This window comes from Streptomyces manipurensis, from assembly GCF_049570255.1.
Lineage (GTDB): Bacteria > Actinomycetota > Actinomycetes > Streptomycetales > Streptomycetaceae > Streptomyces > Streptomyces manipurensis.
In genome coordinates, this window is sequence record NZ_CP186950.1 from 3254371 (window position 1) to 3266209 (window position 11839).

At 74.4% G+C, this 11839-nt stretch carries 12 protein-coding genes; 4 read left to right on the plus strand and 8 right to left on the minus strand.

Annotation, left to right across the window (positions count from 1 at the left end):
* Positions 1–56: 56 nt before the first annotated feature.
* Positions 57–893, plus strand: coding sequence for an enoyl-CoA hydratase/isomerase family protein (locus ACPU2J_RS14935; RefSeq protein ID WP_420080474.1), 837 nt, complete (start codon positions 57–59; stop codon positions 891–893).
* A gap of 18 nt (positions 894–911) precedes the next feature.
* On the opposite strand, the gene ACPU2J_RS14940 is transcribed toward ACPU2J_RS14935, so the two are convergent.
* Positions 912–1727, minus strand: a complete 816-nt coding sequence (locus ACPU2J_RS14940) for a VOC family protein (protein ID WP_420080473.1) — start codon at positions 1725–1727, stop codon at positions 912–914.
* Positions 1728–1866: 139 nt separating this feature from the next.
* On the minus strand, positions 1867–2784 hold the full coding sequence (locus ACPU2J_RS14945) for a hypothetical protein (RefSeq protein ID WP_423833433.1): 918 nt from the start codon (positions 2782–2784) through the stop codon (positions 1867–1869).
* Between the two features lie 168 nt (positions 2785–2952).
* Here ACPU2J_RS14945 and ACPU2J_RS14950 point away from each other — a divergent pair, with 168 nt between their 5' ends.
* A complete protein-coding gene (locus ACPU2J_RS14950) occupies positions 2953–3570 on the plus strand; it encodes a flavin reductase family protein (RefSeq protein WP_420082412.1) in 618 nt (205 codons plus the stop codon).
* A 95-nt stretch (positions 3571–3665) separates the two neighbouring features.
* Here ACPU2J_RS14950 and ACPU2J_RS14955 read toward each other — a convergent pair whose 3' ends face one another.
* From ACPU2J_RS14955 to ACPU2J_RS14965, 3 genes are read right to left on the minus strand one after another with little or no spacing between them, the layout of a single operon-like run.
* Entirely contained in the window at positions 3666–4733 is a 1068-nt protein-coding gene (locus tag ACPU2J_RS14955; protein WP_420080471.1) for a Zn-dependent alcohol dehydrogenase, read from the minus strand.
* Positions 4730–5929 carry an acyl-CoA dehydrogenase family protein gene (locus ACPU2J_RS14960; protein WP_420080470.1) on the minus strand — a complete coding sequence of 400 codons (1200 nt, stop codon included), beginning with the start codon at positions 5927–5929 and terminating at the stop codon, positions 4730–4732. Before ACPU2J_RS14960 ends, ACPU2J_RS14955 begins: the two co-directional genes overlap by 4 nt.
* 11 nt (positions 5930–5940) lie before the next feature.
* Positions 5941–6861 carry an SDR family oxidoreductase gene (locus ACPU2J_RS14965; RefSeq protein WP_420080469.1) on the minus strand — a complete coding sequence of 307 codons (921 nt, stop codon included), beginning with the start codon at positions 6859–6861 and terminating at the stop codon, positions 5941–5943.
* 109 nt (positions 6862–6970) lie between these two features.
* On the opposite strand from ACPU2J_RS14965, the gene ACPU2J_RS14970 reads away from it, so the two are divergent.
* Entirely contained in the window at positions 6971–7897 is a 927-nt protein-coding gene (locus tag ACPU2J_RS14970; RefSeq protein WP_420080468.1) for a cyclase family protein, read from the plus strand.
* 138 nt (positions 7898–8035) lie between these two features.
* On the opposite strand, the gene ACPU2J_RS14975 is transcribed toward ACPU2J_RS14970, so the two are convergent.
* Entirely contained in the window at positions 8036–8740 is a 705-nt protein-coding gene (locus ACPU2J_RS14975) for a hypothetical protein (RefSeq protein ID WP_420080467.1), read from the minus strand.
* A 282-nt stretch (positions 8741–9022) separates the two neighbouring features.
* On the opposite strand from ACPU2J_RS14975, the gene ACPU2J_RS14980 reads away from it, so the two are divergent.
* Positions 9023–9757, plus strand: coding sequence for a hypothetical protein (locus ACPU2J_RS14980; protein ID WP_420080466.1), 735 nt, complete (start codon positions 9023–9025; stop codon positions 9755–9757).
* Between the two features lie 149 nt (positions 9758–9906).
* On the opposite strand, the gene ACPU2J_RS14985 is transcribed toward ACPU2J_RS14980, so the two are convergent.
* Positions 9907–10395, minus strand: a complete 489-nt coding sequence (locus ACPU2J_RS14985; protein ID WP_361603730.1) for an ATP-binding protein — start codon at positions 10393–10395, stop codon at positions 9907–9909.
* 479 nt (positions 10396–10874) lie between these two features.
* Positions 10875–11834 (minus strand): acyl-CoA dehydrogenase family protein, encoded by a 960-nt coding sequence (locus tag ACPU2J_RS14990; RefSeq protein WP_420080465.1) that lies wholly within the window; start codon positions 11832–11834, stop codon positions 10875–10877.
* Between the last annotated feature and the right edge of the window lie 5 nt (positions 11835–11839).

Sequence of the window (11839 nt, forward strand, 5' to 3'; positions counted from 1 at the left end):
ACACCGGGCGGGCCGGATCCCCCGGCCGTCCCCACCCCTGAACGGGAGTCCCCCGCATGGCCAGCGCCCCAGAGGACGAGGTCCTCCACCGCACCGAGAACGGCGTCTCCTGGATCACCCTCAACCGCCCGGAGGCGATGAACGCCGTCACCCCGGCCCAGCGCGAACGCGTCATCGCCCTGCTCGCCGAAGCCTCCGCCGACCCCGCCGTCCGGGCGGTGGTCCTCACCGCCACCGGCAAGGGCTTCTGCGCGGGCGCCGACCTGCGCGGAGGCACCGGCACTGCCCCCGGCCCCGGTCCCGCCGGGGACCGGGTCGCCGGGGACCGGGTCGCCGGGGACGTGGCCCGGATGATCCGCCTGGGCGCGCAGCGCCTGATCACCGCGGTCCTCGACTGCGAGAAGCCGGTCGTCGCCGCCGTCAACGGGACGGCCGCCGGCATCGGTGCGCACCTGGCCCTCGCCTGCGACCTGGTCATCGCCGCCGAAGGGGCCCGGTTCATCGAGGTGTTCGTGCGCCGCGGCCTGGTCCCGGACGGCGGGGGCGCGTACCTGCTGCCCCGCCTGCTCGGGCCGCAGAAGGCGAAGGAGCTGATGTTCTTCGGCGACGCCGTCCCGGCGGCGGAGGCCGAGCGGCTGGGCCTGGTCAACCGGGTGGTTCCGGCCGAGGAGCTCCGGGCGGCCGCCCGGGAGTGGGCCGAGCGGCTCGCCCAGGGCCCGACCCGGGCCCTGGCCCTGACGAAGCAGCTGGTCAACGCCTCCCTGGACGGCGACCGGGCGGTCGCACTGGCCGCCGAGGCCACCGCCCAGGAGATCAACATGACCACGGCCGACGCGAACGAGGGGGTGGCGAGCTTCGTGGAGCGCCGCACGCCCAAGTACCTGGGCCGCTGAGCGGTTCCGGCGAGGCGGTCACCCCGAAGCGGGCGGCTCCGTCCGCGGGTCGGGCTTGAGCAGCGCGAACACCGCGCCGAAGGGGTCCGCCAGCCAGCCGATCCGCCCGACCTCGGGGACGTCGGCGGCCGGCATGAGGACGGTCCCGCCGTGCTGCTCGGCCCGGGCGATCGTCGCGTCGACGTCGCTCACGTGGAAGTAGGGGACCCAGCGGGCGTCCTCGCCGCCCGCCGGGCCGCCCGCGCCGTCGCCGAGCGGGGCGACCCCGCCGAAGGAGGCGTCCTCCTGGTCGCCGTCCGCGGTGCTGAGGACCCGGTAAGTCATCCCCGGGGTCTGCATCTCGGCGTACCGCCATCCGAACAGCTCGGCGTAGAAGGCGATGTCCGCGATCGGGTCGGGCACGTGGAGTTCCGACCACACCAGGGAGTTCTCCACGGAGGCGACCTCGATCCCGGCGGTGTGCCCGGGCTGCCAGCAGGCGAACTCGGCGCCCTGCGGGTCGGTGAACTGCGCCAGCATCCCCTCCCCCATGACGTCCATGGGCTCCGTGCGCACCGTCCCGCCGCCGTCCCGGACGGCGGCGGCGGTGGCGTGGATGTCGGGGGTCATGAAGTGGTGCATCCAGGCCGACCGGGCGCCGTCCTCGGTGAGCGGTCCGAGTGCCGCGACGGTCTTGCCGTCCCGCCGGAAGAAGCCGTACCCGCCGGCCTCGGGCCCGGCGGAGGCGAACTCCCAGCCGAAGACGGCGCCGTAGAACGAGGCGGCCGCCGCGGTGTCGGGGCTCCCGAGGTCGAGCCAGTTGGGTGATCCGGTGCGGAAGTCGGTGCCGAGCATGGGCCCTCCGGGGCGGACGGGGTACGGGTCGCTGCCACCTTGCCGAGCCGCCGCCCCCGCCCGGGGGTACGGGGCCGCCACCACCGCCGGTTTCACCCGTGCGGGGGCCGCCGCGGCCGCAGGCCGTGCGCCCCGGGACTCACCGCGGCGAGGGGGAGGTCCGGCGCAGGAGGCGGATCTCGGCGGCGTCCGGGTCGCCGGCCGTCAGGAAGAGTTCCGGGTGGGTCTCCGTGCCGGCCACCTGCCAGGTGCCCGCCCCGTCCCGGCAGTCCGGTACGTCGATCTGCACACCGGCCCGCGTTCCCGACGACGGGTGCTCCGCCCGCTCCTTCCAGGTGCCCGAGCCGGTGCACAGCACCGCCGACGCTCCGCTGCGCCCCACCACCACCCGCTCGGCCTCGGCCCGGCCGTCCTCGCCCAGCCGGATCACCCCGTCGTCGCCGTCGCCGCGCCAGGTGCCGACGTACTGGGCGCGTTCCAGGGCGGGCGGCCGGTACCCACCGAGCGCGCCGGCATCCCCCAGGACGACGGCGGCGGCCGCGCCGACGAGGACGAGGGCGGCGGTGGCGACGCTCGTCCCGGCCACCACCTTCCCGGGGCGGGTCCCCCGGCGGATCGCCAGGTACGCGACCAGCAGGGGCGGCACCGTGCTGCCGGCCACCCATGCGAACGCCTCCGGCCAGGAGGCTCCCGCACAGCGCAGCAGCGCGGCGCAGCCGGCCGCCACCGAGAGCGGTCCGGCCGCGGCGGCGATCCACCGGCCCGTCCCGGGCCGGGCGGGGCCGAGGACGAGACCGAGGAGGGGCCGGGTGAGCACCATGGAGTGCAGGAAGCCCAGGCACAGGAGGACCACGGGGGCGGCGACGCACAGGAAGAGGAGGCCCACGAGGGCTCCGGCTCCCCAGCCGCCCTGGCCGTAGCGGTCGCCGGAGTCGGGCAGGGTGATCCAGAGGGTCAGCCCGACGAGCATCTCGCCGACGAACACCGCCTCTGCGCCGGGTGCCAGGGCCCACCACGAGGGCAGCTGCCGCTCCGGGCCGTATGCCATCCACCCCATGGAGGAACCCACCCCGACTTGAACACGTTCAATCGCTATGGGCCGGACCTTACACCCTCCCCCGGACCCGCCCCACGGGAGCCCGCACCACCCCGCATCGGACCCGCGCCGCCCTTCCCATCTGACGATCCGTCAGCTTCAATCGACGGTGTGATGGGACACGCAGGGATGGCGGCCACCGTCGTCCGATACCTCAGGTCAGCCGGCTCCCCCACCGCCGCACCGGCGGAACACGGACCCGGATCCGTCGACGCCCTGCCGCGCCCCGACCTGCGCGCCGTCGGCGACGACGAGCGCGCGCCGGTCGCTCCCGCCGAGTTCCGGGCGGTGCTCGGGAACTTCGCCAGCGGGGTCACCGTCATCACCGCACCGCCCGACGAGGACGAGGCCGCACCGGCGGGCTTCGCCTGCCAGTCCTTCGCCTCGCTCTCCCTGGACCCGCCGCTGGTCACCTTCATGGTGGCCCGTACGTCGACCACCTGGCCGCGGATCGCCCGCGCCGGGGTGTTCTGCGTCAACATCCTCGGGGCCGAACAGGGCGAGCTGTGCCGGTCCTTCGCCGTCAGCGGCGCCGACAAGTTCGCGGGGGTGACCCACACCCCGGCCCCCGTCACGGGATCACCGCAGCTCGACGCCGTGCCCGCGTGGATCGACTGCCGGATCCACGCCGTCCACACCGGCGGGGACCACCTCATCGTCGTCGGCCGGGTCATGGCCATGGGAGCGGCCGGAGAGGGCTCGCCCCTGCTCTTCCACAAGGGCCGCTTCGGCCGCCTCGCCGACTGACCGCGCCCGCCCGGCCCCCCGCCCCGGTCCCCCGGCCCCCGGGCGCGGGCCGGGGGACCGGGGCGGGGGGCCGGGGGCCTGGGAGCCGTTCCCGTTCAGAAGGTGAGCACCCCGCGCGCCACCCGCCCGTGGTGGGCGTCGTCCACGGCCTTCGCGAAGTCCTCGACCGGGTAGACCTCCGTCACCAGCTCGTCCAGCAGCAGCTTCCCCTGCCGGTAGAGCTCGGCGTACAGGGCGATGTCCCGCTGCGGACGGGAGGACCCGTACCGGCAGCCCATGATCGTCTTGTCCAGGTACATGGACGACACGAGGAACGACGCCTCCTCCCGGAACCCGGGCACGCCCAGCAGGACGGCCTGACCGCGCCGGTCCAGGAGGTCGACGGCCTGCCGGATCAGCCGGACATTGCCGACGCACTCGAAGGCGTGGTCGGCGCCCGTCGGCAGGATCTCCTTCACCGCCGCCGAGGAGTCCGCCACCGCCGAGGCGTCGATGAAGTGCGTGGCCCCGAACTGCCGGGCCACCGCCTCCTTCGCCGGGTTCGCGTCCACCGCGACGATCGTGGTGGCCCCCGCGATCCGGGCCCCCTGGAGCACGTTCAGCCCGATCCCCCCGGTGCCGATGACGACCACCGTCTCGCCGCGGTCGACGCGGGCCCGGTTCAGCACCGCGCCCACCCCCGTGAGCACCCCGCAGCCGATCAGCGCCGCCGACGTGAGCGGGATGTCGGACGGGATCCGCACCGCCTGGACCGCCTTGACGACGGTGCGCTCGGCGAAGGCCGAGTTGGAGGCGAACTGGTGGAGCGGCTCCCCGCCGCGGGAGAAGGGCCGCCCCGGCCTCCCGATGGCCTTGCGGCACATCGTCGGCCGGCCCCGGTCGCAGTCGGCGCAGGCCCCGCAGTTGGCGAGCGTGGACAGCGACACGTGGTCGCCCGGCGCGACGTGCACCACCCCCGGGCCCACCGCCTCCACCACACCCGCACCCTCGTGCCCGAGCACCACCGGCGGCGGGAACGGGATCGTCCCGTCCAGCACCGACAGGTCGCTGTGGCACAGCCCGGCCGCGCGGATCGCGACCAGCACCTCTCCCGGACCGGGGTCCCGGATCTCCAGGTCGTCGACCACCCGGGCCTGCTTGCCGTCGAACACGACGCCTCTCACCTGGACTCCTTAGGCAGGCCGAGCACACGCTCGGCGATGATGTTGCGCTGGATCTCGTCCGAACCGCCGTAGATCGTGTCCGCACGGGTGAACAGGAAGAGGCGCTGTTCCTCGTCGAGCCCGAGCTCGTAGGGCAGCTCAGGCGCCCACGGCCCGATGCCCGCGGCCGCCGCCGCACCCCGGACCTCCACCGCCAGCTCCCCGAGCCGCCGGTGCCAGCCGCCCCACAGCAGCTTGGCCACGCTCGGGGCACCCGGATCGCCCGCGGCGCCCAGCGTCCGCAGGGCGTTCCAGCGCATGGTCCGCAGCTCCGCCCACTGCCGTACGAGGCGGTCGCGCAGCACCGGATCGGCCCGCCCCGAGGACGCGTACCGGCGCAGGACCCGGTCCAGTTCGGCGGCGAACCCGATCTGCTGGACCAGGGTCGAGACGCCTCGCTCCAGGGCGAGCAGGCCCATGGCCACCGTCCAGCCGCGGCCCTCGCCGCCGACGACCTCCGCCGCGACCGCCCCGTCGAAGAACACCTCGTTGAACTCCGAGGTCCCCGACAGCTGCCGGATCGGCCGCACCTCCACCCGGCCGGGCTGGTCCATCCGTACGAGCAGGAAGGACAGCCCGCGGTGCCGCAGGGACCCGGGCTCGGTACGGGCCAGCACGAAGCACCAGTCGGCATCCGCTGCGAGGGAGGTCCAGATCTTCTGCCCGGTGACGCGGAAGAGCCCGTCGGCCGGATCGCGCACGGCCGCCGTACGGATGCCCGCGAGGTCGGACCCGGCACCCGGCTCGCTGTACCCCTGGCACCACAGCTCCTCGCCGCGCGCGACGGCGGGCAGGAAGCGCTCGCGCTGCTCCCGGCTGCCGTACGCGATCAGGGTGGGCGCGAGGAGGTTCTCCCCGATGTGGCCGACCCGGCCGGGGGCGCGCAGCGCCGCGTACTCCTCCGCCCACACCACCTGGCCGGTGAGGGAGAGCCGGCGCTGCCCGTAGGCACCCTCGGGTGCCTCCCAGCCCTGCCCGATCCAGCCGCCGCGGCCGAGTTCGCGCTCCCAGGCCCGGCGGGCGGCGACCGCCTCGTGCTCGCTGCCCGGTCCGCCGAGGCCGCGGACGTGCGCGTAGGGGCCCGCGAGGTGCTCGGTCAGCCACGCCCTGGCGCGGCCGCGCAGCTCCTCGTCCTCGGCCCCGAAGCCGAAGTCCACGCCGTCGCCCCCTACGCGTTGGGGCGGTCCTTGGCGGCCGCCGCCCTGGCCATGGCCTCCAGCTGCGCCAGCATCGGCATGGGGTCGGTGCCGACCGTCCCCGGCAGGAAGTCGGCGATCTTCTCGGGGGTCCAGGACCCCTCGGCGTAGCCGGCGCGCAGTTCGCGCGGCTGGGCCCATACGGCGATCTTCGGTCCGGCGATCGTGTAGACCTGCCCGGTGATCCGCTCGCCGCCGACGGCGACCGCCTTGTCGGAGAGCAGGTAGGTGACCAGCGCGGCGACGTCCTCGGGCTCGCCGATCTCCTTGAGTTCCATGGGGACGCCCGCGGACATCCGGGTGCGGGCGACGGGTGCGACGGCGTTGGCGGTGACCCCGTACTTGGCCAGGCCGAGGGCGGCGGAGCGGACGAGGGAGATGATCCCGCCCTTGGCGGCGCTGTAGTTGGCCTGGGCGACGGAACCCTGGTGGTTGCCGCTGGTGAAGCCGATGAGGGTGCCGGAGCCCTGGCGGCGCATGACGGCGGAGGCGGCGCGGAAGACGGTGAAGGTGCCCTTGAGGTGGGTGGCGACGACCGGGTCCCATTCGTCCTCGGACATGTTGAAGAGCATGCGTTCGCGCAGGATGCCGGCGACGCAGACGACCCCGTCGAGGCGCCCGTACCGGGTGAGCGCGGTGTCGACGACGCGCTGCCCGCCCGCCATGGTGGAGATGTCGTCGGCGACGGCGACGGCTTCCCCGCCGGCGGCCTGGATCTCCTTGACGACTCCGTCGGCTATCTCGCTGGTGGGCTCGCCGCCCTCGATCCCGACGCCGTAGTCGTTGACGACGACCTTGGCGCCCTCGGCGGCCGCGGCGAGCGCCACGGCCCTGCCGATGCCCCGGCCGGCGCCGGTGACGGCGACGACCCTGCCTGCCAAGAAGTTCCCCACGTCCGGCCCCTTCCCGCTGTTTCTGACGGACCGTTAGATTCTATGGGTAGTCAGATGCACGCGCACAAGCCCTCGTTGCAGGCATTCACGCAAGGAGCCGTCGACGCCCATGACCCTGCCCGCCGAGTTCCACGACATCGCCAAGCGCGTCAACAACTGGGGCCGCTGGGGGGCCGACGACGAGATCGGCACCCTCAACCTGATCACCGACGAGGTCGTCCGGGCGGCGGCCGCCGAGATCCGCAGCGGCCGACGCGTCCCCCTGGCACTGCCCCTCAAGGAGGACGGGGTCCAGGTAGGCATGATCCCCGGCCGGATCAACCCCCTCCACACAATGGTGCAGATCAACCAGGAGCTCTTCGGCCCGGGCACGGTCGCGTGCAGCGACGACGCCGTCAGCATGGGCCTCCAGGCGGGCACCCACTGGGACGGCCTGACCCACGTCTCGCACTCCGGCCGGATCTACAACGGGCGTCCGGCGGGCACCGTCACCGCACACGGCCGGGCCGAGTTCAGCGGCATCCACAAGTCCCGCCACATCGTCTCGCGCGGGGTGCTCCTCGACGTCGCCCGCGCGAAGGGCCTGGACCGTCTGCCGGGCGGCCACGCGGTGACCCCGGAGGACCTGGCGGAGGCCGAGGAGTTCGGCGGGGTCACGGTCCGCGCCGGGGACGTCGTCCTGGTCCGCACCGGCCAGATCCAGGTCTACCTGGCGGGCGACCGGCACGGCTACGGCTTCCCCTCCCCCGGGCTGTCGGTCCGTACGCCGCAGTGGTTCCACGCGAGGGACGTGGCGGCGGTGGCCAACGACACCCTGACCTTCGAGATCTTCCCGCCGGAGATCGAGGACCTGTGGCTGCCCGTCCACGCCCTCGACCTCGTCGAGATGGGCATGCACCAGGGCCAGAACTGGAACCTCGAGGCGCTGTCCACAGCCTGTGCGGAAGAGGGGCGCCACTCCTTCCTCCTCTCGGCGACGCCCGAACCCTTCGTCGGCGGCACCGGCAGCCCCGTGGCGCCGGTGGCCGTCCTCTGAGGGGACGGCCCGACCGGGAAAGGACGGGAGCCGGGGAAAACCCGGCGCGCCGCCACCGGGTACGGGACCCGGTGGCGGCGCGCGTCGTACGGTGTGCGGCCGGCCGCTGCCCTGCCGGCGGCCACTGCCGCGCCGGCGTCAGTTCTGGGAGGCGCAGATGACGTCGTAGGGGCGGCCGACGGCGATGGTCAGCTTCAGCGGCCTGTCGGTGCCCGCCGGGCACTCCGCCTCGGTCTTGGTCAGGCCGAGCACCTTGTAGGTGCCCTTGCCCGCGCCGGCACAGGGGATCTCCTGGGCCTTGGCATCGATGCAGTCGCCCTGGACGAGCTGGCCGCCGCCGGCGCCCGCGTCGCCCGGGTGGTCGTCGGACAGGTTCCGGCCGCAGACGGTGTTGGTCGGGATGCCGGTCGACTTGCCGGAGCCGTAGGAGATGCTGACCTGGATCATCAGGTCGGTACCGGCCGGGCACTGGATCGCCCCGGGGAACAGGCTGGCGTCCTTGATGTCGACCGCCTTGAAGGTGGCGCCGGTGGCGGAGCACTTCAGCGGGCGGTAGCCGTCCGGCGGGTTGTCCGGGTCGGGGCCGCCGCAGTCGCCGACCTTCCAGGAGCTGGAGGTGTCGGAGGAGGACTCGGGGTTGCCGGGGTCCTTGGACGCCTTCGCCGAGGGCGAGGTGCCGGCGGAGACCGAGGAACCCTTGCCGTTGTCCTGGTCGTTCTTGTCGAGGATCCGGTAGGCGCCGACGATGCCGATGACGACCAGGACGACGACCAGGATGATGGGGAACTTGCCGCCGCTGCGCTGCGGGGGTGGCGGAGGCGTCACCTGGTACGGGTTTGCCATGCGCTTCTCTCCTGAAGGTGAGGGTGTGACGGGGGACGTGCGGGGGGGGCGGATCCGACGCGGGAACGGTGACGCGTCATGGACACCTCATGGTTCCACCCGGGACTGACACGCGGGGGGCGGTTCCGCCCGCCCGGCACGGGAGCGGCCGCGGCCCGGCAGTGCCTCCCCGCCGGGCCCGCCGACGGCCGACACGCCCAACCTCCGTGAACCCTGGCACGGTTGGCCGCCCGCGGCACTACCGTTCCGGGAGACCGGTGCCCACGCGGAGGGGGAAGCGTCATGGCCGTCCGATTCACGGGGAACTTCGCGACCGACGGGGTCTGGGACCGCGCGCGCCGGCAGCTGCGGGCGGTCGACCGGGCCGCGAACGAGTCCGACGCGCGCTGGCACCTGTGGCAGCAACCGGACTGGGCCCGCCTGGAACCCCTCCCCCAGGACGAGCTGGTCTCACCCCTGCTGGAGAAACTGGCCGCCGTCCCCCGCACCGACGTGGTCGTCACCGGGACCCACACGGGCCCGGCCGGCGGCGCCACCGCGCTCCTGGGGACCGCGGAGCCCGGCGCCGGACCCGAGGACATGACCCACTGGCCGGCCGACGACGTACGCGCCTGGTCGGCCCGGCACCCCGCGCGGCGGTTCACCCTCGCGGTCACCGTCGCCCTCGGCAAGGACCTGAGCCGGCCCGGCCGCATCGTGGAGATCCTGGTCCACGAGCTGGCGGCGCACGCCGAGCCCCTCGCCGACTTCCTGCGCGTGGAGGACGAGGTCCCGGGCCTGGGCGTGCTGACCACCGAAGCCGAACGGAACCGGCGGCTGCACACCGGCACCCCGCGCTACCAGCTGCTGGGGGCCTGCTACCTGGAGCAGTTCCCGCAGGAGGGCAACGGCCCGGAGTTCAGCGACCGGGCCGTCACCGACGCGGCGGCCGTCACCGACACGGCGGCCGACGCGGGACCGCCCTCCAACGTCGTCCGCCTCACCCCGGAACGCCACCGCAGGTACGACGAAAGCTGAGGGTGGCGGCGGCGCGCATGCACGCCCCGAGCGCGGCACGGCAGCCGCCACCCTGCGACCCGCACTCGTCAAGGCCTGCCTTGGCGTCCCCTCGCGTCGAATCGCTCCACACCAGGGTGATCAACTCGTGACGAACCGTCAACACCTCGTTAGAGGTACACGCGCGGTTCCCGCCCCGGAGTGTGAACTTCGGACGAGCAGCCCGGGGGGTCCGCGCAGGCGCCGCCCGTCGCGGCGTCCGAGGCCGCCTTCCGCTCACGGTCGATCTCGCACCAGATCCGTTTGCCCGCGCCCTCGCGCTGCCAGCCCCAGCGGTCCGCCAGACCGTCGACCAGCTCCAGACCGCGGCCGCCGGTGTCCTCGCCGCAGGCCTGCCGCCGGGCCGGAGCCCGGTCGCTCGCGTCGGCCACCTCGACCCGCACCCCGGGCCCGCCGAACAGCATCCGCAGCACGGCCGGACAGCCCGTGTGCACGACCGCGTTCGTGACGAGCTCCGAGATCAGCAGGATCAGCGTCTCGGCGAGCGGCTCGTCGTCTCCTATACCCGACCCCGCCAGCCTCGACCGGGCCCATCGGCGGGCCCGCCCGACCTCGGCGGGATCCGCGCCTACCTCCAGCTGAACCTGAAGCACCTGCACCGCTCACACCATCCGAACCGGCGGACACTTCGCCTCGCGACCGACGGGATCACCTGGGGGTACCACCGGGCCGTGACCCAGGGGCCGTGATCCCCTTCCGGAGCAGCATGGTTGACGTACAGTCACCACAACAAGCGCTTCGGGCATATTCCCGCGCGAAGGAGTAGGCGTGGTGCATACTGTGCGACGCTCACGCCGCTCAACCTCTCGCATTCCTCGGAGCGTACCGGAGTAGCCCCCCGACTCCGGGCTGTAACGAGGTGACCGTAGGACACAAACCGATATCAACTCTCCGTAATCGGACATGCGTCCCGCGCCGTTCCCGCCGTGCCCCCAGCACGTCCTCCCGCACCCGGCCGCAACCCGCCGGGACACCTCCCGCCCGACCGGGAGGCATCCCCTCGACGGTCACAGCCAGCCACCGGCCACCCGGCGCTCCCGCCACCCGCCGCGGCGGCCAGGACCCTCCCACCGGGCGGCTAGGACCCTCCCACCGGGCCGGGCCCCGCCGTCCGATCCGGCCCCGCGCCCCCCTCCGCAGCCACCGCGCCCTCCAGCAGGTCCCGCGCGAGCGACTCCTCCGCCTGCGCCGCCGTCCGCCACTGCTCGGCCCGCACCCAGGCCCGCTTCAGGTGCAGGTGCACGTCCGCCTCCCACGTGAAACCCATGCCGCCGTGCACCTGGAGGCAGTCCCGCGCATTGCCCACCGCCGCCCCGTCCGCCAGCAGCTTGGCCGCGACCGCCTCCCCCGCGTCCCCCGTCACCGCCGCCGCGCAGACCGCCGTACGGGCCACCTCCGCCCGCACCAGCATCTCCGCGCACAGGTGCGCCACCGCCTGGAACGCACCGACCGGCCGCCCGAACTGCTCGCGCTCCGCGGCGTACCGCACCGCCAGCTCCACCGTCCGCAGCGCACTGCCCACCTGCAGCGCCGCCGTCAGCAGCGCACCCTCCTTGCGGTGGCGCGCGGCGTCCCCGCGCTCCGCCACCCGGTGCAGCGGGGTCAGCGGGTCCACCGAGCGCACCGGGACCCCGGCCGGCAGCCCTCGCGCCCCCAGCACCGCGTCTGCACCGCCCAGGTGCGCCACCAGCGGGCCGTCCAGGTCGAACGCCGTCACCACCGCCGTCCCGTCCGCCGCTCCCGGCACGATCCCGGCCGCCAGGTGCGTCGCCACCAGCGGCCCCGGCACCAGGGCCCGCCCGGCCTCCTCGAAGACGAGCACCGCCTCCGGCAGCCCCAGCCCCACCCCGCCCTCGGACTCCGGGAGCCGCAGCGCGAAGAAGCCCGCCTCCCCCAGCTCCCGCCACAGCCCGCGGTCCACGGGGTCCCCGCCCGCGTCCACCGCGGCCCGCAGCGCCTCCCGCCCGAAACGGCCCGCCAGCAGGCCCCGTACCCCCGCCCGCAGATCGTGCTGCTCCTGCGTCGGCTGGAAGTCCACGCCCC